Origin of the sequence: Hymenobacter aerilatus (assembly GCF_022921095.1) — a bacterium.
GTDB lineage: Bacteria > Bacteroidota > Bacteroidia > Cytophagales > Hymenobacteraceae > Hymenobacter > Hymenobacter aerilatus.
In genome coordinates, this window is the sequence record NZ_CP095053.1 from 2,146,265 (window position 1) to 2,171,051 (window position 24,787).

The following is a 24,787-nucleotide window of genomic DNA, read 5'->3' on the forward strand; positions in this document are numbered from 1 at the left end:
TAAGATGCCGTAGAGAGGCATCCTCGTACACTGATTCCACAACTGCTCTAGTAGTCAACAACCTAAACAACATGGCTCACTGCTTCTTATTTGCGCCGTTTGCAGACGCCGCTCGACAACGGCAGTATGAGGCGGTGTGCGAGGTACTAGAATTAGAGGTAGCCGCTCCTACCACGCTGCTGCTGGGCAATTTAGACGCTGTAGGCATTGCCTTGGATGCTGTGGTCATACGGCCGCGTAGTATTACGGCGCTGGTGCTGGAACCACGCAACGGCCACCTGAGCGTGCCTACCCTAGAGTACGGCGCCTGGAAGCTGAACGGGCAACCGCTGCCTGGTCGGTCGGGGGCCGATAATCCGTTTGATCAATACCAGCAAAATCAAGCAAAACTGGCGACTTGGCTAAGTCAGGAGCTGCACCAGCCGGCAGCCGAGCTGCCGCCCCTCACGGGCATGGTGCTGTTTGAGGCGCCGCTGTCGTTTGGGCCAGAAGTAGAGCGGCAGCTGCGCCACTACCCCGGCGCCGGGGACTTTCAGCTGCTGAGCAACCCGCAACTGCTGCCGCGGCGCTTGTGGCAACTGGCGCAACCCGAAGCGCTACTAGCCGAGCACGAGCTACAAGAGTGGGCCACCCGCCTGATGGATTCGTACCAAACCGATGACCTGACTGACGACCCGGCACCTGCCGAAACCGAAGCAGCCGCTGGCTTCTGGACGCGCAAGCTACGGCAGTTTTGGGGGTGGCTGGGGGCCGAAGACGTACCTGCCGACCCACCCTACGGAGCACCCCTACCCATGCAGCCGGCCGAGCAGCAGCAGGAGCAGCAACGGTTGGAGCAGCTACGCCAGGAGCTACAGCAGCAGCTTGTCCAGCAGCAACAAGCCGCCGCCACACGCGAAGCGGGACAGGCGCAGGAGCTGGAACGGCTGCGGCAGCAGGTAGCCCAGACCGAGCAATCAGACGCGGCGCGACGGGCCGAGCAGCAGCAGAAAGCGCTGGAAGAGGCCCTGCGCACCGTACGCGCCGAAGCCGCCGCCCGCAACGAGGAGTTGGATGCCCGCATTCAGCAGCTTAGCAAGCTACTGGAGCAGCTACGCCACCCGGCCGCTACTCCACTGCTCCAGCCCCCGCTGCCAACCGCCGCGCAGCCCTCGCGCCCCACTGCTCCGCACACCTTGCCTCCCCCTGGGCGACCTGCAAAATCCCAGTCCTTGGTTCGTCTCGAACGCATAGGCTTGCTCGTGCTGGTCCTGTTGCTGGGATTGGTAGTGGGCATTGGTGGGGTGAAATACTTCACCCGCCCGGCCGAGCGCCCGCATGCCCCTACCCGGTCGGCTCGACACACGCCTGCTCCCACGGAGGAAACTGAGGCCGCTCCCGACTCCATTGCAGCTGATGATTCTGTTGCGGCCCCGGCCACGCTGCCCGAGCCGGAAATACTGAACGAGGAGGAGCTAGAGCCGCAGGACCCGGAGCAGATTATGCGGCCGCCATCCGATAGCGCTGCCCGCGCCCTCGAAAATGAGTAGCCGACGGCGGGTGGCCGCCTTGCGTGGTTCTGGCGTATACCCAGCTAATTGCACGTTAACTTCTCCCAAGAAAATAGCTGGGCATGCCTTCCTGGGATTGGGCAGTATGGGCGTTCCTGGGGCTACCCATCCAGGTGCTTCGAGCAGGTTTTTCGCTCACGGGTAACAACGCTTCGCTAAGCGTGAGATGGCACTTTGCAAGCGCAGGATAACAGGCGAAAATAAACGATACAACAAAAAAGCCCGGCTGAAACAACCGGGCCTTTCCAACCAATCAGGAAATCGTTGATATTATTCAGCAGTGGGCAGCAGCACACCGTCGATGACGTGGGTTACGCCGTTGTTGGAAACTACATCAGCAGTCTGCACTGTGGCAGGCGCATCTTTACCGTTGCTGATCATCACTTTACCACCTTGCACCGAGATTTTCACTTTCTCGCCGTTCATGGTAGTCAGTTCTTGTCCGTCTTTTAGATCGGCTGCCAGCAGGCGGCCCTGGATAACATGGTAAGTGAGCACACCTTTCAGCTTCTCCTTGCTCTCAGGCTTCATCAAGCCAGCCAGCGCCCCTTTGGGCAGCTTATCGAAAGCGGCGTTGGTGGGGGCAAATACGGTGAAAGGGCCGGGGCCGCTCAGGGTACCGTCGAGGCCGGCGGCTTGTACGGCTTTCACCAGCGTGCTCACGCTGGGCGCCATCACGGCATTCTGCACAATGGATTTATCCGGCGTCATGGGCACACCGTCTACCAGCACGCCCTCGGGCTTGCCCATGCGCGACGAGTCGTTGGGCATGGTGGCTACCGTGTCGGTCATAGCCGATTCGGTGCCGGGAGCTTCGGTGGTGGTGTCAGCTCCTTTGTTGTTGTCGCAGCTAGTCAGGCCAAACCCTACCGAGGCAACCGCGCAAAGCGCCAGGAAAGAAGTACGAAACGTCTTTTTCATAAAGACAGCAAATGAAAATGAGGGTTGAAGAAGGGAGTTGTTTGGCCCGAAAGCCACCGCAAGCTCGCCTACGGTGGCCGTTCTACCAAATACCTACGACGCGGAAGTAGCAGCCGGATTTCCTACCCCCGCAATTTGGTTACTTTTGCAGAGCTGCTACTTGCGTGGCAGACATCATTTCCACCCATCTCACCTTCCGTTTTTCATATGAAAACCGCTGAAATCCACACCAATAAAGGGGTAATGAAAGTAGAGTTCTACGAGCAAGACGCCCCCAAAACTGTAAAGAACTTCACCGACCTGGCCCAAAAAGGCTTCTATGATGGGCTGAAGTTTCACCGCGTTATCCCCAACTTCGTGATTCAGGGCGGCTGCCCCAACTCGCGCGATGGCGCGAAGGGCACCCCCGGCACCGGCGGCCCCGGCTATAAAATTGACTGCGAGCTGACCGGCGACCATCAGTACCACGAGCGCGGCGCCCTGAGCATGGCCCACGCCGGCCGCAACACTGGTGGCAGCCAGTTCTTTATTGTGCACGACCGTCAGAACACTGCCCACCTCGACCGCAACCACACCGTATTCGGCAAAGTGGTAGAGGGCGTAGACGTAATCGACCAGATTCGCGCCAACGATACCATCGAGAAGATTGTGGTGAACGAGGCGTAGCCGTTACTGCCTCCCCTCCGAAAGGCTCTGCTTCCTGATGGCTAGCAGAGCCTTTTTATTTTCAATTCATTCAACTGCATCCTTGATTCGTTCGTATTTATCAGCAACACAGCCTTTTTATTGCCCTCATTATGAAATTCTCTCACAAAGCTTCTCTGCTAGCCCTACTCTCCATTGGCTCGTTAAGTGGCTGTTCTGCGTTTCGCTCCGATGCTAATTCCAGCAATCCGGTAGTAGCAGAGCAAGCACGACGGGTGAACGACCTGGAAAGGGAAGTAAAAGACCAAGACCGCATTGTAGACTCGGAGAAAGCCAAGCTGAAATCTCTTAAATACCAACTGAAAAGCGCCAGAGCGGAGTTAAAAGCCCGTAAGCTATAATTTTTCGCTTTTGCTTTTTGCATAACAACGCCCCGGCTAGCACTAGCCGGGGCGTTGTTATTTTGTATTGGACGAGCCGTAGAGACGCATCCTTGCATCTCGGCATGGCTGAAGTTGTGTGCGGGCGCGAGTCGTTCAACGACGAGACGCCAAGAAGCGTCTCGACGGGGAATAAAACACACGCCCCGCGCATCTTCCGATACGCGGGGCGTTTCTACTCTACTATCTTACGCTCCTACCCTACCGGCGCTTGCGCTTGCGCGACGATTGGTAGTCCTCGTCGTCATCGTCATCATCCCCGAAGTTGGGCATGGTGAACATGCTGCTGAGCAGGTCCTTGAACTGGGCGCCAGCCGTGAGGCGGTTGCGCGAAATCAGGCTGTGCTCGGCCATGCCGTGCAGGGCAAACTCCATCCAGAAATGGCGGTTTTCCTTGCTCAGCTCGCTGGGCACGCTCTGCTGTACCAGGTCTTGTAGGCCGGGCACCACGTCGAGCACCTTGCGGTAATCCTCGTCGGAGGCGTCGTGCAGCAGGTCGATGGTGCGCGAGCCAAACCAGTCCTGAATGGCTTTGTACGGGTTAGGCTTATCCTTTTGCTTCTTCGACTTTTCGGGGTCGGGGAAGTAGTTCAGGAACTGCGTGCGCAGGGCCTTGCCCATCAGCTTCTCAGCCACAATGCCGGCGCCTTCCTGCTCGCCCTCGTACACCAACTCTACCTTGCCCGTGACGGCCGGCACAGCGCCGATGAAGTCGGCAATGCGCACGTAGGTGTTCTTCTCGCCGTTGATGAGCGCACGGCGCTCGGCGGCGGCAATTACCTGCTCGTAGGCCGAGATAGTAAGTCGGGCCGACACGCCCGATTTAGCATCTACGTACTCCGAGCCGCGGGCCTCAATGGCTACTTGCTCTACCAAGTCGTGTACGATTTCGTTGGTGGTCACCAAGCCGCGCTGCTCCTCTTTGATGCGGGCTTCCTGCTTGGTGATGCGCTTCCCAATTTCGATGCTCTTAGGGTAGTGCGTGATAATTTGTGCGTCGATGCGGTCCTTCAGCGGCGTCACGATGCTGCCGCGGTTGGTATAGTCCTCGGGGTTAGCAGTGAAGACAAACTGGATGTCCAAGGGTAGGCGCACTTTAAAGCCGCGAATCTGGATGTCGCCTTCCTGCAAGATGTTGAACAATGACACCTGAATACGGGCCTGCAAGTCGGGCAGCTCGTTGATAACGAAAATGCCCCGGTGCGCCCTAGGAATCAGCCCGAAGTGGATCACCCGCTCGTCGGAATAGGGCAGCTTCAGGGTAGCAGCTTTGATGGGGTCGGCGTCGCCGATAAGGTCAGCCACCGATACATCGGGGGTAGCCAGCTTCTCGGTGTAGCGCTCGTCGCGGTGCAGCCAGGAAATAGGCGTATCGTCGCCTTTTTCCTCGATGAGGTTGCGAGCGAATACTGATAGCGGCTGCAAGGGGTCGTCGTTCAACTCGGAGCCTTCCACTACTGGAATGTACTCATCGAGTAAGCCCACCAGCAGGCGGGCAATACGGGTTTTAGCCTGTCCGCGCAAGCCCAGCATGTTGATGTGGTGCCCGGCCAAAATGGCGCGTTGCAGGTCAGGAATAACGGTTTCCTCGTAGCCATAGATGCCAGGAAACACTTCTTCTTTGGAGCGAAGCTTGGCAATCAGGTTGTCGCGCAACTCCTGTTTCACGGAGCGGGGCTGGTAACCAGACTGTTTCAGTTCGCCGAGGGTCTTGAGGGTAGGTTGAGTCATATAGTAGGAGCACGTTGCACGCACCCATCGTTGAACGAAATGATTAGGGAGATGTCAAGTATATACGCTTCGGTGGTAGGCGAGCCTGTGTAATACGCCTTACAAAGTCTTGCGACGATTCTTTTTGTAATCCTCAAACACTAGGTGCCCCAGCCCTTTCAGACCGCTGTAGTAGGCTTTGCCCTGGTTCACCTCCGTAAACTCCTCCACAAACTGCCGCAGGTAGGGGTCTTGGGCAATCATGAAGGTGGTAATGGGAATTTTGAGGCGACGGGCGGCGGCGGCCAGGTTCAAGGTTTTATTGACCACTTTACGGTCGAGGCCGAAGCTGTTTTTGTAGTAGCCGGTAGGCTCCTTCAGGCAGGTAGGCTTGCCGTCGGTAATCATGAAGATCTGCTTGTTGGCAGTTTTGCGCTTGCGCAGCAGGTCCATGGCCAGCTCCAGACCGGCTACCGTGTTGGTATGGTAGGGGCCTACTTGCAGGTAGGGCAAATCCTTCACCTTGATTTCCCAAGCATCGTTGCCAAATACGATGACGTCGAGGAAGTCCTTAGGGTACTTCTGCTTCACCAATTCGGCCAGGGCCATGGCTACCTTTTTGGCGGGCGTAATGCGGTCCTCGCCATACAGAATCATGGAGTGCGAGATGTCAATCATCAACACTGTGCTGGTCTGGGTTTTGTGCTCGGTGTCGCGCACTTCCAGGTCGCCCTCAGTCAGCATAAAGTCGCCGCTGAGGCCGTGGTTGAGCTGGGCATTGCGTAGCGATTCAGTCATCTGAATCTGCTCCAGCGTGTCGCCGAACTGGTAGTCGCGCATGTCGGTGCCCATCTCGTCGCCCTGGCCCGAGTGGGGCGTGCGGTGGTTACCACTGTTGCCCTTTTTGAGCTTGCCGAAGATTTCCTCCAGCGCCGATTTGCGGATGTTCTGCTCGCTTTTGGCCGTGATGTTGAACGCGCCCGGCTCCTGCGGATTCTCGTCGATATACCCTTTTTTCTTTAGGTCTTCGATGAAGTCGCCCATGCCGTAGTCATTGTCGGTAAGGCCATACTGTTTATCCAGCTCGTTGAGCCACTGCAACGCCTCCGACACGTCGCCAGACGTGATAGTGACCAGTTGCATGAACAATTTAAAAAGCGTGTCAAAACCCTTATCGCCCGATTCTTCGGGTACAAAATCCTGGAAACGAAAACCTACTGCCATACTGTCTGAGCTGCTTGAAGAAGCGGCACTGGCCTTCGTGGGCGAACAAAGGCGTAGCCGCGCCTGAATCTAACACCACCTTGCGTAGGAATGTTTCCTATTAGGAATGGGCCTACCCTTTGCGTGGGCGCAGGCGACGTACCAGGGCCATGCGGACCGCTTTGGCCTGCTTCATCAGCCAGGGTAGGCGGTTGTAGGCGATGGTGGCAAACGGCGTCTCCACCGACCCGAAGCTGCCGTAGAAATGCGCCACGTTGGCTACTTCGGGCGCCTCAAAATCAAAATATAGTGTCTGGCCCGCATGGGTGCGAAACACCTCATCCAGGAGCAGCGAAATGGCTCCGGCTTCCTTGCCAGCCTCGGTCGAGGAGTTGAAAATATAAATCAGCTGCTCCTTGAAACGAAATAGCAGAATCATGGCTATTACCTCGCCCTGAGCCGATACGGCTTGCCACATAGTCGCCATGTGCCGCTGCGTAGCCGCCGCGTACAAGGCCTTCAGCAGCCGGTACTCATAAGCCTCACCGATGATGCCGTAGATAGAAGGCGCCGTGTTTTCGTGGAAGATCTGCACCATCCGGTCGATGTTGGTGCTGGGCTCGATGCGCAGGTCGCGACGGCGGGCCTGGTTGAGGCGCCACCGACGGTTGCGCTTATAGCCGGCCAGCAGTTGCGGGTAGGGCGGCTGCAACGAGAGGTAGTACGTAGTGAAAGCCTCCACCGGCACCCCTACCCCATTGCCAGCCAGCACGTCCGTATTAGCCGCGTTAAACGAATACCGCGTGACAACCCGGAACAACTGGCGCAACAGGCGGCCGATGACCTCCCAGTCCTCGGTAGTAGGTACCTCAAGGGAGAACACACCCAACTGCTGCGCAAACAACGGTTGCTGGAGGTAGCGGAAACCAAACTTCCGGCGCACGGGTAGCGGCATCACGGCCACGTAGCGCCCCTGTTCCTCTTTCACCAGTGCCTCCCAGCCGGGCGACACGATATCGAGGTACCAGGAAAGCGCATAGATGAGCCCATTGGGCGCCTGCTCGAGCAGCGCATCCCACTGCACGCGGTCTATCTTGTTGTGCCGGAGGTGATGTATCATCGGCCTTGGTTGACTTCCGCAGAATAGCGGAGAGGCTAAAAGTAGCGACGAAAGTTGAAGCCAGCTTTTGGAGGACGTTTCGCTTCGCTGACATGCTCAAAACTTCGATTGACCTGAGGTAGTTATGTCAGTCAAAATGCATTCGAAACAAGCCTAAGACTCCTCCTATGAAAGCTATTTGGAACAACACCGTACTGGCCGAAAGCGACGACACGGTAGTGGTAGAAAACAACCACTATTTCCCGGCCGATTCTTTGAAACGCGAGTTTTTTGAAGACAGCATTGCCGGCACTACCTGCCCCTGGAAAGGCCGCGCCAGCTACTACTCCGTGCGCGTGAACGGTGAGCTGAACAAGGACGCCGCCTGGTATTACCCCGACCCCAAAGAAGCTGCCCAGCAGATCAAAGGACGCGTGGCTTTCTGGAAAGGGGTGCAGGTGACTTCTTAGTGGGCGTAACCCTCCGGGCGGGCCGGCGTTTGTAGGGAGATGCAGCTGCGGCTGCCTCCCTCTCTCCTACCTTTCCTTTTGCTCTGCTGAAGCCTATGCCTCATTTTTCCCTACCCCGTTTGCTACTCCCCCTGCTGGGCACCGCTCTCGCATTGAATGCCTGCGACTCGCAGCGCACCACCACCGAAACTGCCGACCCCGCCATACGCTCTGTACCAACGGAGGCCGTCAGCTTCCGCAAAGAAGTAACCGATGGCGACCACCGGTTTGTGGTGCAAACCACCGGCGAGGGTAGCCAACGCCAACTCATGCTTCGCGCCGAGAAGAACGGCCGCGAGCTGACCACTACCCGGCAGTCACTCAACGGACAAGTATCAGACGTGGTAGTAACGAATCTCAACGAAGACGACTTCCCCGAACTGCTGATCTTTGTAGCTGATGCGGGCAGCGGCTCCTATGGACAGTTGCTGGGCTACGAGTTCATGAACCAGGGCCGCCGCCCCGTGGCCCTCCCCGACCTGAGCGGCCCCGCCGCCCAGGGCTACCAGGGCCACGACGAGTTCAAGGTAGTAGGCCACGAAGTGCAACGCATGTTCCCCATCTACCAAGCTGCCGATGCCAACTGCTGCCCCTCGGGTGGCACCCGCACCGTGCGCTACACCCTACCCGCCGAAGGTCTCACGCTCCAGCAGGTAGCCTTTGCCGATCAGAAGTAGCGTAGTAACCCGCTGAAACGGAAAGCCCGTCACGTTTTGCGCGACGGGCTTTTCTAGTTTTTTCCTATTCCTTAGTGGGCTAGTCAATCCATTTGAACTTATACTCCAGCTTGGGCACGGGCATACGGTCGGCCACGCGGCGCAGGCGAGCGGGTAGGGCCATCACGTAGTCGCGGGCTTTTTCGGCAGTGGAATTCAGGCCGGTGCGGTCGGCAATTTTCCAGTCTATTAGCAGCGTGTCCAAGATGTCGGTGTAGTCTTGGCTGGTATACACGCCAATACGTTGGGCAGCATCGGTGAAGTGACCGAAAGTTTTGCCCATCTCGATGCCCAGCTCGCGCATATAGTGCGCTGGCATCACGATTTTCTTGCGCATCATGTCCTCAAACGCCAGCATCATCTCCGAAGGGTCTACCTCAAAAATCTTATCAACGAAGGTTTTGTAGACGCGGGCGTGGCGGGTTTCGTCGCCGGCAATCATACCGCAGATTTTAGACAGTTGGTCGTCGCCGGCTTTGCGGGCAAACTGGCCCACGCGGCGGTGCGAGATGTTGGTGGCCATTTCCTGGTAGCTGGTGTAAACAAACGCCCGGTAGGGGTCGTGGGCCGTGCCCAGGTCGAAGCCATCGGCAATGAGGTGTTGGGTGGAGGCCTCAAACTCGCGCATGTTTACGCGGCCCGAAAGGTAGAGGTAGCGGTTGAGCAGGTCACCATGGCGGTTTTCCTCGGCCGTCCAGCCCCGAATCCACTGTGCCCAGCCATTGTCGCGGTCGCGGTTCAAGTCATCCAACTCGTGAAACCACGCTTCATAGTTGGGTAGGGCTTCTTCGGTGATGGTGTCGCCTACCAGCACGGCCAGCAGATCGTAGCTGAGGCCAGCAGCCCGCTCGCGCAGCAGCTTCACCTCATCAAAAAACGTATCCAGACGCGAATCGGGAATGTAGTCGGAAGGCTGCCAGCTGTCTTCTACGGTACGGAGAAAAGTGCCAATGTTTTCCTTTACGAACGATTCGAGGTGCATGAGCACTTCGGCGCGGGAGATGGCAGTAGAGAGCATAGCAGGAGAGGCAAAAAAGAGAAAAAAAGCAATTACGCGTCAAATGTATGTATTCACTACCCCTCATTGGGCAGAATAAGTCCATTTCTGCTCTATAAAATTTTGGCTTTACTAGCTTTCTTCACAGGAAGCACACTTGGCTTATACGGTTGAAGCTGGTCAGTATGCCGAACAGAGTCGGGTGCCAGTCCGCGTAGCTGCATTATAGGTTGATTTGCCTGTTGGGTGCGTTCTAATTGAATATTAAGCAGTTCGGCACCAGCTGGGGTAAGCAGCCACTGCACGGTGCTGTCTTGCTGGGCTAAACGGCGCAGGGATTCTGGCATGGCCCGTGCCCCGGTAAGCGATGCCCGAAATACGGGTTGCGAGGGGTCGAGGGCTTGCCATCCCACAAGCGACAAGACGCGTCCCGGCAGCGGCCACTCTGCGTCAAAGGGACTTCGGGATTTGTAGTAGCGTTCAATACCGTCGGACACGAATAGGGTGGTAGCCGGCTGTGCCAGACCACGTAGCGCGTGCTTGTTGGCTTGTTGCTCAGCGTATAGCATTTGCCGGCGATGCACAGTTTTGTAGCCGTACAGCCCGAGCACGAGTACCAGCCCTACCACCACCGGCCATGGCCGACGCGGTAGCCGCTCGGCGCGCTTCAGGATAAAGATGCCGTTGGCCAGCACCCAGGCGTCGAGGTAGGGCAGCGCCAGGCGGGGCGGCAGCTTGAGCACGCCCGCCAGCAGCAGCCCTCCTACGCCAAACCCCAACTGCACCAGCACAAACTCGCGCCGCCCAATGTGTCGGGCTCGGCGCGCTACCCAAACCCACGACAGCAGTAGCAGCGCCAGCAGCGGAAAGTAATTTCGCACCAGCAGCTGGGCAGTTTCCTGAAGCTTGCCAGACAGCTTTTCCTGCATAAAATAGGCTGCGTCCAACGGCAGCGCCCGCTGGAACAGCGCTTCGTTTACGAGGGTCGAATCGGCCAGAAACCAGTGCTGCACAGCGCGTACCCCCAGGCTATCGGCGGCGGTATGGGGGGTAGGGCGCAGCAGCTGGTAGTCGTTGAGGTTGGATTTGAGTACGTCGAGGCGGCGGTAGGTGGCGGCCACGGGCGAGCGGGTGAGATTCACGGCCAGCGCACCTACCAGCGCCAGCGCGGCTGCCCCAACCAGCACCCGCCCGCTGCGCCGGCCGCTCAGCCACCACGCACCCGGCACGGCCAGCAGCAGCCCCAGCACCGCCGCACTCGGCCGAATCAGCCATGCTACCCCGAAGGCCAGCAGGCCTAGTACCAGCGCACTCGTGCGCTTGGGCCGGGCGGCACTGTGCCATACGCCGGCTGCTGCCAGCAGCACCGGCACCCGCAGGTAGTTGAACCACATGGCATGCTCCAGCCACCCTACCAGAAAAAAAAGCGCCAGGGCCACTGCCGTTTCGCCCGGCCGCAGCCAGGCCCGTAGTCGCCTGTACAATACTCCAAACAGCAGCGCAGTAGCCAGATAGAGCAGGCCGTACAGCAACAGGCCATACCAGGGTACGGCGGACCACTGCTGGTAGAGGGAGACCAGCGGCGCGGCCAGCCCATGAAAGTACAGGTGCAGGTTGGTAATGGGCCCCGCACTCATGCGCCCCTGCAGCAGCAGCGTCAGCACAGTGTCGTCGTTGGTTTCGTAGTAGCTACCGAGGCCGATGAGGGTAATCAGCAACAGCAGCGCGGGTAACAGCCAGACCGTGAGCCGGCGCCGGGAGATGCGGTATGCCATAGCTCGCAAAGAACGGGAGTTTGAGGTAGTATTGACGCGGCGGCGTGCTTCTGATAGCTTCAGCGACTCAACTGCTTAACTTGCCGCGTGAACTTCTCCCTTGCTCGCCTACCCCTGCTCACGCTGCTATTTGTGGTGCTGATGACCGTTGCGTTTTTCATCTTTGCCCACGAAGGGCTGTATGCGTTGGACGACTATTTCTACTCTCGCTACGCTCACCAGCTGCTCAATGGCACCTTTCGAGTGCAGCCCGACCCATTGGGCCTGCTCCACGACCCATTGAAAGAACGACCCTTGATTTTTGGGCCAGTGGCGGGGTTGTATGCACTGCTGGGCATCAACATTATTTCCACTACCCTGTGGCCGCTGCTGGCCACGCTGGGCTGCGTGGGTATTCTCTACGCTTTATACCACCGTCGGGCGCCGGTGGTGGCCAGCGCGGCCATGCTGCTGCTGGGGCTGCACTATTTCACGCTGGACCTCACGCGCTACCTCTACCCCGATAATATTCTGATGCTGTGGTGCTTGGCCAGCGCTGCCGCCTTGCTGCGGGGTAGGCAGGCCACGCGGCGGCGCGTGCTGTGGGGCGCGGGCTTTGCGCTGCTCAATTTCGCGGCCCTGCTCAGCAAGGAAACCATCGTGTACTACCTACCCTTCTACCTGCTCCTGCTGGGCCGCGACGTGCTGCACCGCCGTCACGGACGCTTTTGGCTGGCAGCCCTGCTCACGGGAGCAGCCTTGCTGGGGGCTTATTTGTGGTTTTACCAGGTGTACACCAACGACGCGCTGTATCGCCTGCACCTGATTGAGCACACCAACGAGTTTATGCGGGACAACAATTACCTGTTCGGCAACCGCGCCGCGCTGGTGGCTCGCATTACGTGGCAGCCGCTCGCGTTTCTGGTCAACATCGGGCTGGGGCTGATGCTGGTGCTGGCGGGTGTGGCCTTCCCCTTACTACGCCGGCCGCACTCCGACGCCCGCTTCTGGCTGGTGCTGGCTGGGTCCACGCTACTGCTGTATTGGGTAGGAAGTACGTCGCTCAGCCAGTACAATCCGATCACGTTGCTGCCGCGCATGACTACCCCCCTGCTCCCCCCGCTGGCGCTGGCGGCGGGCTTTGGGGTAGCGCGACTCTGGCAAACGGGGCGTGGCTACTGGGTGGCCGGGGGGGTACTGCTGGCACTGGCGGTTTGGCTGCACACCAGCCAATCAGCGCTGTATGCACTGCCGGGCCTGTACTTTGTGGGGGTAGGCGCATGGCGCCGCAGCCAGGCGGCCCGGCAGCTAGCGTTGCCCGCTACGGCGGCCCTCACCGTGCTGGTGCTGGCGGCAGCGCTCAGCATACGGCCCGTGTATTTCATGCGCAAGCCCAGCGTATCGGCGCACTTTGCGCAGGACCGGCTTATCCGGCAACAGCTGGCCGCACCGGCAGGCGGCGGTGTGGTATTCGTGGATGACTACCTGATCGGCAACTACGACTTCTACCACGGCTATCAGCTGCCCCAAAACCTGCAATACCGTCGCTACTGGGCCCGCGACTCGGTGCAGCTGGCGCCCGGCCAGCAGGCGTGGCTGCTGCTCAACCGCGCTACCCTCAGCAACGACGAGCTGACCCGCACGCTCATCCGCTACTCCCCCGATTCGGTGCTGAGCTGGTATCCGCACCGCCACCTGATAGCGCAGGACGGTCGGGTGGAGCTGTATAAGGTAAATCCTCAGTAGCTAACTCATTATGATCTGCGCTATAATCCGCAACTACGGCGCCGTGAGGCTATAACACTTTTGTATAGGTTTCCACCACCTCCCCTTTGGCACCAAACCCTTCCTTATAGCTCAACAGACCGTAGTTGACCTCCCCTTTCACCGTGGAAATGCCGAATGACAACCGCTGGTATATGCCCTGTGCCTGCTGCAGTATATGATACAGAATTGCATCAACCGCGCCCACCAGCCTACCCTCGGCATTTGTTGAGATATACTGACTATGCAGGTAGCCTTTGTGTGCCTCCTTGAACACTACTACCCCCGCCAGTATTCGGTTTTCAACTTGCGCTACGTATAATTCTATGTTTTCGGGGTGCCTTTCGTGCAAGTAGGTAATTTCTGCCAGCGTATGCACCGGTTTCACACCATGCACCTGCCAGAGATTATCGGTTAATATCGGCCAGAACACATCGAAGCGCTCCGATACCCCTACCTGCACATTGCTTTTGCGGGCTTTACGAAGATTATTCTTCTGCCTGGACCCAATATTGAAAGGCTGAGTTAAATCAATAACTGAATTTAACTCTCTGTTTTTTAGCGCAAATCCGTTTTTGTGTAACACAAATAGGCCGTTATCAGAATACTCTCTACAAAATACCCGCGGTATTAGCTTTATTGTTAGGCTGATAAAGCCATGTTGCTTCAGAAAATCAAATAAAGCACCGTATAGCTCTTCCAGCAGTAGATACTGTAAATCACTGGCTGTAACCACGCCCCCATATGTCAGACCCGGATGCGCGATAAGGTGCTCATTGCGCACACGTTGCTTTGGCAAAGCAGCTACAAAGACAGCCAGCAGTTTACTACCCTTCCATATCAGACACGAAAAATCATCAAACCTATCCTGATGATACTCCATGAAGGAGCGCTTTAGCATAAAGCTACCGTTTACCGACTGCTCAATCAACTCATTCCAGATATGCGCGCAGTCCGGAGTATAGCGTTTGATTTGAAAATCGTTAGGCATCATAGCGACAAGCTGCTACAAGAGAAATATGCTTCGAGAATGGCGCTTTATTATTACTTATCTACGAGCTACTGATTTAAATTCTTCAAAGCTCCTGATATAATCAGCTTCGTTGTACTCGGTGGAGGCTAGGCACAACAGCACAGCATCGTGCGAGAAATTGATGGTGCGCCAGTGCATTTCCGGAATAAATAACCCGACCTCAGGTGCATCTAACAGAAACGTTGATTTCTCGCCTGCTACATTTTCCAACGTAAACTCGATGCGGCCGTGCACCGCAATGACTAGTTGCTGCAGCTCGTGGTGCGCGTGGTGGCCTCGAAGCACCGTTTCGGGCGTGCAATAAATCCAGTAGGTTCGCTTTATCGGAAATGGCAAAGCGCTGTTTTCGGCCACTGCTATGTACCCCAAATCGGGGGAGCCGATGGTATCGAACGTAAGTAGATAAGGTGTTTGCACGTTCATTTTTCTCTTGTCAACACTGCTGCTTGTCGCAACGGTGCTAGTTTGGGTGCGCCTTTGGATAGCTACGCGAAAGGCCTGCCAACTATGCGCATTATTTTCGGGGCCAGGTGGTAGGTCAGCCAGTCGAGTGGGCGCACGGCGTGTAGCTGCCGCAGCAACTGATATAGGTCGTGCACTTCTACCCGGTTGCCCCAGCGCACGGCCTGGCGCAGCTCCCATCGCAGGCGCACCGCCAATGCCTGCCGTTCGGTGGGGGTGCGGCACAGGGCCAACGCCTTGTGGCACACCCGAATAGTGGAAGCCAGATAGGGGTCGTGCGGACGGTAGGCCAGGCTCGATTTGCTGCGCGGGTGCAGCCGCTTACGGGTAGAAACAACGTCGAGAAAGTGAAATTGCCACGTGCGCGCCGCCCGCACCCAAAAGTCGAAGTCTTCGTACGTCAGCGTTTCGTCGTAGCCGTTGAGGCTGAGCAGCGTAGTGCGGCGCATCATCATGGTGGGGGCGCTAATGAAGAAACGGCGCAGCACATCGGCAAACACCCAACCCTCAGCCGGGCGAGGATGCAGTTGGCCGCGGGCGTCGCGGCGGTAGTGCCGGCGCACGGGCTGCGAGGCTTCGTCAATTAACTCCGCATCGGTATACACTACGCCGTACTCGTCGGGCAACGCCTGAAAGGCAGCTACTTGTTGCGCTATGCGTGTGGGCAGCAGCACGTCGTCGGTGGCAAAATCAATCACAAACTCGCCCTGCGTTTGCCGGAAAGCAGCGTTGAATGCGGCGCAGTTGCCCACGTTTTGGGGAAGAAACAGCGTTTGCCAGTTGGGGTTGGCCTGGGCGTAGCGCGCCAGCACCGCGCGGCTGGTGTCGGTGCTGGCATCGTCTACCAGTATTACTTCTAGGCGAGGGTAGGTCTGAGCCAGAATAGAATCCAGAGCCTCGGCCAGAAAAGGCGCGTGGTTGTAGCACAGCGCCACGATAGACACCAACGGCACACCATCCGCTTGCGGGGCAGGCGGGGCAGTGGGGCAAGGGTGGGCAGCGGTAGAGCTCATGCAGAAGGGCGCCAATCGGCCCGGAAATATACGGCGCACGCCATTAGCAGCAGGCAATAGTGCACGGCGTGGGTCAGGGTGGCGCCCAGCAGTTGGTAGCGCGGCAGAAGCACGGCCAGAATGCCCACGTAGAGCGTAGCCGCGCCCATTTGCACCGCTACATAGCGCCCTACCTGGGCCCGGGCCGTGAGCTGATACAGCAGCACCCAGCTCAGAAACTTGGCCCAGTCGCCGATTAGCTGGGGAGCGAGCAGGGGCCGGGCCGCTAGAAAGCGTGGCTCAAACAGTAGGGGCAGCAGCCAGCTTTGTAGCAGATAGATGAAGCCCAGGCCCGCCGCCAGCACCGGCGCTAGCAGCAGCAGCACCGTGCGCACATAGCGGCGCATAGCGTCAGGCTGTCCTACCAGCGCCGCCAGCCGGGGGTAGTACACGCTGCTCACCACCGCTGAGAACACCATCGTGTAGTTGTCGGACAGCTTCACTACAGCTTGCCACAAATCGGTGCGGGCTAGGCCGTAGCGGGTTATCAGCAGGTCGCGCACAGCAAAGTCTACGGCCTTGCCAAAGAGCAACAGGCTCACAGCCATCAGCAGAAACCGACCCAGCCCCCGCAGTGCTACCACACTCATCTTGCTCCGCCAACGGTGCACCAGCCCGCTGCGAAAAGCCAACCACAGCGCTGGCACAGCCACGCTACCTTGGGCCAGTAGGTAGACCAGCAGCGCCATTCCGGCCGAGCCGCCCCGCAGCAGCACCATTGCTACGGCCGCTACGCTTAGCCCACTCAGCCACACCGTGAGCAGCACGTAGTGGCGCAGCCGGCCCGCTGCCAGCAGCAGCGTTTGCAGCAGCGCATAACTTACCAGCATTACTATTCCTACTCCAAAACCCAACCGCAGCGCAAGGCCCGGCCCCAAGAGCTCCGCAAGCAGACCCGGCCGCAGCAGCAACAGCCCCATACCCAGCAGGAGCGCGCCCGCATTCAGCAGCACCCCCGCACCCAGCCACGCCCTGTAGCGCCCCGAGCCGGCCCGCAGCGGCGCCAGGTACTTTGTGATGCCCACGTTGATGCCCTCACCGGGTAGGGTAGTAAATAGGCCCAGCAGATTCTGAAAATGCGCCAGCAGCGTGAGTCCACCGGGGCCGCCGTACACGGCCAGCAGCTTATTGAGCACCACAGCCCCTATCCCCCGCGCCCCCACGGCTACCCCCGCCCCTACCGAGCCCTTCAGAAACCGTCGTAGCGTGGACATGCTGGTGAAGTGATGAGCTAATGAAGCTGTGAAATGGCGAGTTTGATATGCTGGTCGCGCAGATGGCGCAAGTTGCACCAATAGAACGTCAAACTCACCTTCTTACCTGTTCACCACTTTGCCATTCCAAGGTTAGGCGCGGGCCGGATACGCCGCCGAGATGGCGCCTGAAGGTCAGCAACGACTCGCTGGGACCGGTGGGAAACGTGGCAGTGCCCAGGTCCAGCAGGCGGTAGCCGCTGGCTTGCCCGAAGGCGTGCAGCCCCTGCATCAGTAGAATGACCGGGCTGAATGTATTCCACTGAAGTGAACTGGCCGGATGGATGCAATACAGCACCTCGTCGTTGAGACGGATGAGCACCGTGAGGGCAGCCCAGGTCCCGGTCGCGTCGCGCACCGAGAACAGGAATTGGTCGTTGGGAAATGCCCGAAACTGCGCCTGCAACTGCTCCAGCGGCCATACTGGTGGCAGCCCCTTTTCTTGCCGACACTGCTGCATAAACTCGTACGCCAGAGGCAGGAACAGCGGCGTTTCCTGCTCCACGCGCAGGCCGTGCTGGTGGCATTTGCGCAGCCGTCGCCGCGCCGAAGGATGCAATCCATCCTCAAAAGAGTGGGCCAGCGGCAGTGTATAGTTGGTTTCCGTGAGGGTGGTGCGGTAACTCAACTCCTCAAAAACAGGCAACAGGAGGGCGCTAGCGGCTTCGTCGTAGCTCGTAGGGTAGGCGCGCAGGTGCACCTCCCCTACTCCTGCTGCTGCCAGTGCCTGGTGCGCCGCCGTCACGAAGGCTCGCACGGTGGTGGCGGGCACGCTGGGCGCTATCTGCACGCCCCCAAACGGAGCTTGCCAGGAGCTATGGGCGTGTTGCGCTGCTATAACCAGTGGCCAATGCCCTACCGTCTGGCCCTGCTGGTGGTCTTCGAGGTAGAAAAACACCACTTCGCCGGGCGCTGGGTGCAGGGCCAGGTACGCCGGACGCAGATATAGGTAGGGCTCGTAGGCTAGTGGCAGCGTGGGCTCGGACGTGGGTAGCACCGCGCACCGCAGCCAGTAACGGTCATCGAGAGGAGAAAGAGATGCAGAGAAAAGGAGCAAGGCAACGAGGCAAGTACAGGTCAAAAGTACGGCAGATTCAGCGTTTGTTCCCCGCCACTCGTCTCCGGCTTTACCGCGCGTGCCGATACCAGCGCGACACTCCCTACCCTCCTACCCTCGCTCACTCAGCCAGATACTAAACACCGTGCGGCCGGGAGCCACCGTTTCCAAGCGGAAAGGAAAATGGTGTTGCAGCAGAATGTCACGCACTAGCGTGAGGCCGATGCCCTGGCCGTCGCGCTTGGTACTGAAGAAGGGCATGAACAGGTGCTGCTGCACGTGCGGCGGAATGGCGGTGCCGTTGTTTTCCAGCTCAATCAGGGGCGGACTGTGCTGGGTACGTACCGTGAGGGTGCCCCCGTCGGGTAGGGCTTCCAGGGCATTTTTGGCGATGTTGAGCAAGGCTTGCTCCACCTGCTGCTGGTCCAGGGAGGCCCACAGCGGCTCATCGGCTAGCTGCCAGCGCCAGGTGATCTGGCGCCGCTCGCTCACCACGTGCAGCAGGCGCGCCAGCTGGTGCAGCAGGGCGTGTACATCGGTGGGTTGGCGCGTGGGTGGGGGTAGGCGCACCAAATTGGCGAAGCCGCCTACAAAGTTGCTCAGGTTGGTGTTGCGCTGAATAGACACGTCGAGGGCCTCGCGGAAGTCGGGTTGGTCGGCGGGGTGGAGCTGGGGGGCGTAGTGGTGAAAGCTTTGCAGGATGGAGTTGATGGCCCCAATGGAGTTGTTGATTTCGTGCGTCATCATCCGAATCAGCTGCTCGTAGGCCTGCTTTTCCTGCCGAATCAGCTCTTGCGTCAGCTCTTCCAGCAAAATAAAGTAGCGCGTAAAGCCCCGGTCGAGGAAGTGGGCGCGATGGGCGCGGTAGGTCTGCACACCCGACAGGCGCACTACCTGGGGCGCGTCGGGCGGCAGCGCGCTCAGGGTGGTGCCCCAGGTGCCGGGTAGGGCAGCCAGTGGCTGCCCCAGCAGCGTAGCGGCCGGTAGTTGCAGGATACGCTCGGCCGCGGGGTTTGCGCTTTCAATCGTGCCCTCGAAGCTCAGCAGCAGCACCCCGGCGGGCGAGGCGCGCAACAGGCTATCTAGCAGGAAGCTCTTCTCGTGCTGGGTTACTCGCTCGCGGCGCAGCTCGTCTATCATGTGGTTGTACACGCCAATAAGCTGATCCATTTCGCGCTGGCCCACGGGCACGAATTTCAGTGAGAAGTCCTTGGCCTGCATGGCCTCCGTGCCGGCCGCAATCAGCTGAAACGGCCGCACAAAGCCCCGATACAATTGCACCGCCAGCCCGATGCTTATCAACAATAGCACCTCTGCACCAATGAACAGTGGCACATTGGTATGCCGCAGCTGCGCCGCCAGCACCAGCAGCACCGCGTGAATGAGCGTGACAAAGAGTAAGAACTGAAGGCGGAGAGACATGCGGTAGGGGCGCCCGGCACGCGCCCATTGTTGTTATATAGAGAACGTCATACTGAGCGCAGCCGAAATATCTCTACGGTGTACTACTAATAGCTAACGGTAGAGATACTTCGGTTACGCTCAGTATGACGGTTAATTCTCCTCCTAATCGAAGTGACAGTCTTAATCGTTGGTAACAGTGGGCGCATGGTATGCGCTCTTACTCAAACGGAATTTCATATTTCTCCAGCCGCCGGTACAGGGCGGGACGGCTCAGGCCCAGAGCTTTGGCCACGCGGCTGATGTTGCCCTGATAATGCTCCAGAGTATTGCGAATCATCTGGGCTTCCAGCTCGTCTAGCGTCATGGTACCGGGGGCGGGTAGCTCGCCGGGCTCGGGGGCGCGGGTGGGTAGGGACTGCGCCTGGGCTTGAAAATCTTCGGGCAGCAGCTCGTCGTGGCCGGATACTAGCACGGCGCGCTCCACCAGGTTTTTCAGCTCGCGGATGTTGCCGGGCAACGGTTGCTCTTGCAGCCAATGCAGGGCCCGCACGCCTACCTTCAGAGCGGGCCGGGCGTAGGTGGTGCGCAGCCCAGCCACAAAGTGCTGCACCAGCAGCGAAATATCCTGGGGCCGCTCGCGCAGGGCAGGCAAGCGCACCGTGATGAGGTTGATGCGGTAAAACAAATCCTCCCGAAAGCGGCCGGCGCGCACTTCCTCGGCTAGGTTGCGGTTGGTGGCACAAATCACTCGAATGTCGAGGCGGCGGGGCTTGCTGTCGCCCAACACTTCGTAGGTGCGGTCTTGCAATACGCGCAGCAGCTTCACCTGCGAGGAGAGGTCCAGCTCGCCGATTTCGTCCAGGAAAATGGTGCCGCCGTTGGCCAGTTCAAAGCGCCCTACCCTATCCGTCTTAGCATCGGTGAAGGCCCCGCGCCGGTGGCCAAACAGCTCACTTTCAAACAGTGAAGCAGAGATGCCGCCTAGGTTCACCTTCACAAAGGCCTTATTCCGGCGCGGACTATTGCGGTGCACGGCCTCGGCAATCAGCTCCTTGCCCGTGCCCGATTCGCCCTCAATCAGCACCGAGGCATCGGTGGCAGCCACCTGCCCTACCTGGCGCAGCACGTGCAGCAGCCCGGCATCCTGCCCCACAATGTTGCGGAAATCGTATTGCTGATCGAGCTGGCGGCGAGTGGGTTCCGGGCCTCTACCCTGCGGCACGGGCAGACTCAGCAACGTGCGGATGGTCTGGAGCAGGGCGTCGTTGTTCCAGGGCTTGGTGATGAACTCGGCGGCCCCGGCCTTCATGCCTTCCACGGCCAGCGCTATGCTTCCCCACCCGGTGATGAGCACCACGGGCACCTGCGGGGCTAGCTGCTTCACCTGCGCCAGCAATTGCAAGCCGTCTTGCCCACTGGTGTCGAGGGAGAAGTTCATGTCCATCAGCACCAGCTCAGGCGTGGTTTCACGTACCATGCGCAGAGCAGTTTCGGGGTCGGCGACAGCCTGCGCAAGGTAGCCGGCTTGCTTCAGCAGCAGACTAAGGGAGATGCGAATGGCGGGGTCGTCGTCAATTATCAGAAGCATTCTTTCATTGATTATGGATCAATGCTACGGTTATTTCATGTAAAATTTCGCCTCTACGGCTGCTCGGCCGTAGAGGCACGACTGGATTGAAAACCCGGCCTACAACTACTTAGTGGTTTGCCTACTCTACTCTTCCCGCAGCGCCACAGCCGGTTGGATTCCAGCGGCCATACGGCTGGGGTAGAGCGCGCATACGGTAGCCAGCAAGTAGAGCAACCCCGCCGCCAGCAGCATAGCTGTGAGGTACACGGCGGGCTGCACGCTAAATACGCCCAGCAATGGAAACTGCACTGCCACCAGCAGCCCTAACACTAGCCCGAAGGTAGTAAGCACTAGAATTTCGCCCAGTACCTGCCAGCTGATGTTGCCGGCCGTAGCGCCCATAGCCCGACGCACGCCTATTTCACCCCGGCGCCGACTGATGTTGAGCCAGAGCACGCCAAAGAGGCCCAGGGCAACGTTAATAATTAGAAATAGGCATATGACGCCAAGAACAACTGGCAGCACCAAACTAAACTTAAGCTGAATCAGCCGTTGGTTAGGCAGCGTGATGATATTGCTTGTCCAAGTAGAGCCAGCAGCGCGGATATCATCACTTATTTTCTTTTCTAGTACGGCGCCACTACCGGGTTTCACTTTTACCAATAGCGTGTGCATGGCGCGGCTTGTATCCTGGGGGCTTAAATACACGAACATCGCCGGCGCAGGCTCGCTCAATTCACCGCTAGCCCGGTACGGACCGCTCACGCCTATTATTTGCCATTCACTCTCCTTATTACCCACGCGCTTTCCGACAGCCGAAACACCTGGTCCGAAAAGTTTGTCGCGTAGTAGTTCGTTTATCACTACAGGGGTGCGGGTTGCCGCCTCATCGCGACGATCGAACCAACGGCCTTCCTGTAGTTGCAGCCCCATTACGTCGCGCAAGTCTGGGTTGGCATCGTAGAAGTTTATATCCCCTACCGATTGCTTGGTGCCGTCTTTCTCAGTTTCCAGCCACATTGTATTATTACTAAAAGCAAACGGCGTATTAGAGGCACTACGCGATACGCTCATAACGCCTGGAGTACTGCGTAGCTGACGCAAGATGGTTTGTAACGTTCCAAATTGCTCGGCGTGTGGTTGGGCACCGGCACTCAGGTCAATCTGCCAAACGTTCTGGTAAGTAAAGCCCAACGGCGCGCGGTAGTTGCCCCAAGTATATACACTCACGCTACCCACAGCGAACAGGACTACGAAGGCCAAAAAAATCTCTGCGATAAGCAGACCATTGGACCGCTTACGGTTCCACATCAGGACAAATAGGTGACGTATCATACGGCAACTTCTCCTTTTAAGACCCTTACGGCCTGTAGCTTCGACATTTTATAAGCCGGATAAACACCCGACAGAATTCCAAAAAACAGTGCTAATCCTAGTGCTACTCCACACACTCGTCCGTTCAAGGAAAACGCTGAATAAGGTAGTAAGTGACTTTCGTTAATAAGAACCAATAGACCTGCCGCCAACCCTAGACCTAGTACACCACCCAGCAACGTCAGCAGAATATTTTCCACTAGAAATTGTCTCATCAAGGCACCCGTGGTAGCGCCAAATGCCTTGCGAATACCAATTTCAGAGGCACGCTCTAATGTGCGGCTCACGTTAACGTTCACCAGATTCAGGGCAGGCAGTAGCATGAAGAGCAGGCCAAAGGCTAGTCCCACCCGCACAAACACACTAACTTCGCCATCGGGACCTGTGTCATTGCTATTTCCGCTTAAGGAGGCGAACAGCGTGTGAGCACGGGAATTGACCTTGCTATATCGATTAGGTTCAGGTACTGGTATTCTCTTGATCAGCTGAAAGTATTCCTCTTTCACTTGAGGTACATCGGCAGCACTATGTGCCAACACAATAGCCTCGTAACCGCCCAAATAATCCGGGTCACGCAAATTTTCAGTTGTAGTTGTGATGGGTACCCATAAGTCGGCGTAAGAATGAATGCGCGATAAAGGCACGTCGCGCACTATTCCTACAACCCGGTAACGGACAGCATCAATTTCAATAGTGCGTCCTACTATACCTTTCACAGTACCAAAGTAGCGCTGACTAGTGGCCTGATTGATTACTGCTACGTGCGCTGCATCGCGCACTTCGCGGGGCGTGTAAGGCCGACCAGCCAAGAATTCGAAATTTAGCACTTCCCAAAACTCACTATCAGTGCGTTTGAGGTCAAACTTGAGCGCTTGTTGACCTATGTAAGCTGTTACCGCGCTGAAAGTATTTTCGCTAAGCGCTACTTTCTCTGGGGTGCGCAACGTGCGCACATACTTGTCGAGAAAAGCATAGCCTAGGCTCGAATTACTCTGCCCACCGTCCTTATACAAGAGCTGCATCCTGTTGACAAACAAGAGTCGATCTACGTGCAATTCAGGACGCTGCGGCCCTACGGTGTGGTCCACTATGGCATACACCACCAGCAAAATCATCAGCGTGAAACTGATACCGAATAGGCTAATGAAGGTGAAGAACTTGCGCCGAAGCAAGACCTTCCAAGCAATTTTCAGATAGTTGAGAAGCATAGGAAGAAAGGTAAAGTTGTGAACAGTAAAATTGTGAGAGGCGAGGTTGAACATGCACAACTTCACCCTCCCACAACTTCACTATTTAATTGACCTGGCTGCCGTCGAAAAAGCGGATGATACGCTCGGTCTTGAGGGCTTGCTGCTCGTCGTGGGTTACCATCACGATGGTAGCGCCTTGCTGGCGATTCAGGGTCAGTAGCAGGTCCATGATTTCCTCGCCCATCACCGAGTCGAGGTTGCCGGTGGGCTCGTCGGCCAGAATGATTTCGGGCTGGCCGGCCAGGGCGCGGGCGATGGCCACACGCTGGCGCTGCCCACCCGAAAGCTGGCTGGGGAAGTGCCGGGTGCGGGCGCTGAGCCCTACCGTATCGAGGGCGGTCAGGGCGCGTTGGCGGCGCTCCTTGCCGCTCACGCCGCTGCGGTAGATCAGGGGCAACTCCACATTGTCGAGCACGGAGAGGTCGTTAATGAGGTGGTAGCTCTGGAACACGAAGCCGATTTTGTGGTTGCGCAGGTGGGCTAGCTCCCGGTCGGAGTAGCTGGTCACGGCGCGGCCATCAATGGCCACGGTACCACTGGTGGGCTCATCCAACAAGCCCATGATGCTGAGCAGGGTAGACTTACCGCACCCGCTCGGCCCCATCACCGATACAAACTCCCCCCGCTGAATCGACAGGTTCACGTGGTTCAGGGCCACCGTTTCGATGGTTTTGGTCTGGTATATCTTTTCGATGCCCGTGAGCTGGATAACGGCCTCAGCAGCGGCCACCGCCGGAGCTGACTGGGTAGCAGGGGTAGGAAACTGGTTCATAGGGAGTAGGCGAAAAGTGGAAGAAGTGTCCGGTTGTATGCAGCAGAGGGCTGGTTTCCAGTAGATATAGCCAAGCCATGTGCCATTTATATAAGCATTTACTTATCAATCAATTACAACCTATATCTATAAAACACACTTGCTAAAATATGTCCGCAAACGAACAGGTTGTTCGGATTCATCATCGTCTTTCCTAGATTGTCATCTTGAGCTTGAAGGACCTTATGATGGTAGGACGAGTCACTGGCGCGG

22 protein-coding genes are annotated in these 24,787 nt (G+C 57.9%); 6 read left to right on the forward strand and 16 right to left on the reverse strand.

Annotated features, from left to right (window positions below; all coding sequences use genetic code 11):
• The first annotated feature begins 71 nt into the window (after nt 1–71).
• Entirely contained in the window at nt 72–1,529 is a 1,458-nt protein-coding gene (locus MUN82_RS09285; protein ID WP_245096905.1) for a hypothetical protein, read from the forward strand.
• A gap of 291 nt (nt 1,530–1,820) precedes the next feature.
• On the opposite strand, the gene MUN82_RS09290 is transcribed toward MUN82_RS09285, so the two are convergent.
• Complete coding sequence (locus MUN82_RS09290) at nt 1,821–2,471, reverse strand: fasciclin domain-containing protein (RefSeq protein ID WP_245096906.1); 651 nt, start codon at nt 2,469–2,471, stop codon at nt 1,821–1,823.
• Between the two features lie 207 nt (nt 2,472–2,678).
• Here MUN82_RS09290 and MUN82_RS09295 point away from each other — a divergent pair, with 207 nt between their 5' ends.
• Complete coding sequence (locus MUN82_RS09295) at nt 2,679–3,137, forward strand: peptidylprolyl isomerase (RefSeq protein WP_187317817.1); 459 nt, start codon at nt 2,679–2,681, stop codon at nt 3,135–3,137.
• Between the two features lie 131 nt (nt 3,138–3,268).
• Nucleotides 3,269–3,517: a hypothetical protein gene (locus tag MUN82_RS09300; protein ID WP_245096908.1), complete on the forward strand. Its 249-nt coding sequence runs from the start codon at nt 3,269–3,271 to the stop codon at nt 3,515–3,517.
• A gap of 240 nt (nt 3,518–3,757) precedes the next feature.
• Here MUN82_RS09300 and MUN82_RS09305 read toward each other — a convergent pair whose 3' ends face one another.
• From MUN82_RS09305 to MUN82_RS09315, 3 genes are all read right to left on the reverse strand, one after another.
• Nucleotides 3,758–5,287 (reverse strand): sigma 54-interacting transcriptional regulator, encoded by a 1,530-nt coding sequence (locus tag MUN82_RS09305; protein WP_245096910.1) that lies wholly within the window; start codon nt 5,285–5,287, stop codon nt 3,758–3,760.
• A gap of 99 nt (nt 5,288–5,386) precedes the next feature.
• Nucleotides 5,387–6,490 carry a vWA domain-containing protein gene (locus MUN82_RS09310; RefSeq protein ID WP_245096912.1) on the reverse strand — a complete coding sequence of 368 codons (1,104 nt, stop codon included), beginning with the start codon at nt 6,488–6,490 and terminating at the stop codon, nt 5,387–5,389.
• A 112-nt stretch (nt 6,491–6,602) separates the two neighbouring features.
• Complete coding sequence (locus tag MUN82_RS09315) at nt 6,603–7,589, reverse strand: GNAT family N-acetyltransferase (RefSeq protein ID WP_245096913.1); 987 nt, start codon at nt 7,587–7,589, stop codon at nt 6,603–6,605.
• 167 nt (nt 7,590–7,756) lie between these two features.
• Here MUN82_RS09315 and MUN82_RS09320 point away from each other — a divergent pair, with 167 nt between their 5' ends.
• Nucleotides 7,757–8,038: a DUF427 domain-containing protein gene (locus tag MUN82_RS09320; RefSeq protein ID WP_245096915.1), complete on the forward strand. Its 282-nt coding sequence runs from the start codon at nt 7,757–7,759 to the stop codon at nt 8,036–8,038.
• 95 nt (nt 8,039–8,133) lie between these two features.
• Entirely contained in the window at nt 8,134–8,754 is a 621-nt protein-coding gene (locus tag MUN82_RS09325) for a hypothetical protein (protein WP_245096917.1), read from the forward strand.
• A 79-nt stretch (nt 8,755–8,833) separates the two neighbouring features.
• Here MUN82_RS09325 and MUN82_RS09330 read toward each other — a convergent pair whose 3' ends face one another.
• Together MUN82_RS09330 and MUN82_RS09335 are read right to left on the reverse strand one after the other, a co-directional pair.
• Nucleotides 8,834–9,811, reverse strand: a complete 978-nt coding sequence (locus MUN82_RS09330) for an acyl-ACP desaturase (RefSeq protein ID WP_245096918.1) — start codon at nt 9,809–9,811, stop codon at nt 8,834–8,836.
• A 92-nt stretch (nt 9,812–9,903) separates the two neighbouring features.
• Nucleotides 9,904–11,565: a hypothetical protein gene (locus MUN82_RS09335; RefSeq protein WP_245096919.1), complete on the reverse strand. Its 1,662-nt coding sequence runs from the start codon at nt 11,563–11,565 to the stop codon at nt 9,904–9,906.
• Nucleotides 11,566–11,652: 87 nt separating this feature from the next.
• Between MUN82_RS09335 and MUN82_RS09340 the strand changes: the two genes are divergently transcribed.
• Nucleotides 11,653–13,290 (forward strand): ArnT family glycosyltransferase, encoded by a 1,638-nt coding sequence (locus MUN82_RS09340; protein WP_245096921.1) that lies wholly within the window; start codon nt 11,653–11,655, stop codon nt 13,288–13,290.
• 49 nt (nt 13,291–13,339) lie between these two features.
• Here the strand turns inward: MUN82_RS09340 and MUN82_RS09345 are convergent, their stop codons facing one another.
• The 10 genes from MUN82_RS09345 to MUN82_RS09390 form a co-directional block, all read right to left on the reverse strand.
• Complete coding sequence (locus MUN82_RS09345) at nt 13,340–14,302, reverse strand: GNAT family N-acetyltransferase (protein ID WP_245096923.1); 963 nt, start codon at nt 14,300–14,302, stop codon at nt 13,340–13,342.
• 54 nt (nt 14,303–14,356) lie between these two features.
• Nucleotides 14,357–14,758 carry a sugar 3,4-ketoisomerase gene (locus tag MUN82_RS09350; protein WP_245096925.1) on the reverse strand — a complete coding sequence of 134 codons (402 nt, stop codon included), beginning with the start codon at nt 14,756–14,758 and terminating at the stop codon, nt 14,357–14,359.
• Between the two features lie 68 nt (nt 14,759–14,826).
• Nucleotides 14,827–15,816 carry a glycosyltransferase family 2 protein gene (locus MUN82_RS09355; protein WP_245096927.1) on the reverse strand — a complete coding sequence of 330 codons (990 nt, stop codon included), beginning with the start codon at nt 15,814–15,816 and terminating at the stop codon, nt 14,827–14,829.
• Nucleotides 15,813–17,069 carry an MATE family efflux transporter gene (locus MUN82_RS09360; protein ID WP_245096929.1) on the reverse strand — a complete coding sequence of 419 codons (1,257 nt, stop codon included), beginning with the start codon at nt 17,067–17,069 and terminating at the stop codon, nt 15,813–15,815. The genes MUN82_RS09355 and MUN82_RS09360 overlap by 4 nt, the downstream gene beginning before the upstream one ends.
• Before the next feature lie 94 nt (nt 17,070–17,163).
• Nucleotides 17,164–18,165, reverse strand: a complete 1,002-nt coding sequence (locus tag MUN82_RS09365) for a GNAT family N-acetyltransferase (protein ID WP_245096931.1) — start codon at nt 18,163–18,165, stop codon at nt 17,164–17,166.
• A 111-nt stretch (nt 18,166–18,276) separates the two neighbouring features.
• The gene (locus tag MUN82_RS09370; protein ID WP_245096932.1) at nt 18,277–19,587 is read right to left on the reverse strand and encodes a sensor histidine kinase; all 1,311 of its coding nucleotides are present in this window, start codon (nt 19,585–19,587) and stop codon (nt 18,277–18,279) included.
• 199 nt (nt 19,588–19,786) lie between these two features.
• The gene (locus tag MUN82_RS09375; RefSeq protein ID WP_245096934.1) at nt 19,787–21,157 is read right to left on the reverse strand and encodes a sigma-54-dependent transcriptional regulator; all 1,371 of its coding nucleotides are present in this window, start codon (nt 21,155–21,157) and stop codon (nt 19,787–19,789) included.
• Nucleotides 21,158–21,283: 126 nt separating this feature from the next.
• A complete protein-coding gene (locus tag MUN82_RS09380) occupies nt 21,284–22,402 on the reverse strand; it encodes an FtsX-like permease family protein (protein ID WP_245096936.1) in 1,119 nt (372 codons plus the stop codon).
• 68 nt (nt 22,403–22,470) lie between these two features.
• A complete protein-coding gene (locus tag MUN82_RS09385; RefSeq protein WP_245096938.1) occupies nt 22,471–23,721 on the reverse strand; it encodes an ABC transporter permease in 1,251 nt (416 codons plus the stop codon).
• Nucleotides 23,722–23,806: 85 nt separating this feature from the next.
• A complete protein-coding gene (locus tag MUN82_RS09390; protein WP_245096940.1) occupies nt 23,807–24,535 on the reverse strand; it encodes an ABC transporter ATP-binding protein in 729 nt (242 codons plus the stop codon).
• Nucleotides 24,536–24,787: the final 252 nt, after the last annotated feature.

Bases quoted from the DNA above. Each gene is read 5' to 3' on its own strand.
- MUN82_RS09310 (WP_245096912.1), bottom strand. From the start codon at position 6,490: ATGGCAGTAGGTTTTCGTTTCCAGGATTTTGTACCCGAAGAATCGGGC.
- MUN82_RS09370 (WP_245096932.1), bottom strand. From the start codon at position 19,587: ATGTCTCTCCGCCTTCAGTTCTTACTCTTTGTCACGCTCATTCACGCG.
- MUN82_RS09325 (WP_245096917.1), top strand. From the start codon at position 8,134: ATGCCTCATTTTTCCCTACCCCGTTTGCTACTCCCCCTGCTGGGCACC.
- MUN82_RS09360 (WP_245096929.1), bottom strand. From the start codon at position 17,069: ATGTCCACGCTACGACGGTTTCTGAAGGGCTCGGTAGGGGCGGGGGTA.
- MUN82_RS09385 (WP_245096938.1), bottom strand. From the start codon at position 23,721: ATGCTTCTCAACTATCTGAAAATTGCTTGGAAGGTCTTGCTTCGGCGC.
- MUN82_RS09390 (WP_245096940.1), bottom strand. From the start codon at position 24,535: ATGAACCAGTTTCCTACCCCTGCTACCCAGTCAGCTCCGGCGGTGGCC.
- MUN82_RS09335 (WP_245096919.1), bottom strand. From the start codon at position 11,565: ATGGCATACCGCATCTCCCGGCGCCGGCTCACGGTCTGGCTGTTACCC.
- MUN82_RS09295 (WP_187317817.1), top strand. From the start codon at position 2,679: ATGAAAACCGCTGAAATCCACACCAATAAAGGGGTAATGAAAGTAGAG.
- MUN82_RS09315 (WP_245096913.1), bottom strand. From the start codon at position 7,589: ATGATACATCACCTCCGGCACAACAAGATAGACCGCGTGCAGTGGGAT.
- MUN82_RS09290 (WP_245096906.1), bottom strand. From the start codon at position 2,471: ATGAAAAAGACGTTTCGTACTTCTTTCCTGGCGCTTTGCGCGGTTGCC.
- MUN82_RS09320 (WP_245096915.1), top strand. From the start codon at position 7,757: ATGAAAGCTATTTGGAACAACACCGTACTGGCCGAAAGCGACGACACG.
- MUN82_RS09305 (WP_245096910.1), bottom strand. From the start codon at position 5,287: ATGACTCAACCTACCCTCAAGACCCTCGGCGAACTGAAACAGTCTGGT.
- MUN82_RS09355 (WP_245096927.1), bottom strand. From the start codon at position 15,816: ATGAGCTCTACCGCTGCCCACCCTTGCCCCACTGCCCCGCCTGCCCCG.
- MUN82_RS09345 (WP_245096923.1), bottom strand. From the start codon at position 14,302: ATGATGCCTAACGATTTTCAAATCAAACGCTATACTCCGGACTGCGCG.
- MUN82_RS09300 (WP_245096908.1), top strand. From the start codon at position 3,269: ATGAAATTCTCTCACAAAGCTTCTCTGCTAGCCCTACTCTCCATTGGC.
- MUN82_RS09375 (WP_245096934.1), bottom strand. From the start codon at position 21,157: ATGCTTCTGATAATTGACGACGACCCCGCCATTCGCATCTCCCTTAGT.
- MUN82_RS09330 (WP_245096918.1), bottom strand. From the start codon at position 9,811: ATGCTCTCTACTGCCATCTCCCGCGCCGAAGTGCTCATGCACCTCGAA.
- MUN82_RS09285 (WP_245096905.1), top strand. From the start codon at position 72: ATGGCTCACTGCTTCTTATTTGCGCCGTTTGCAGACGCCGCTCGACAA.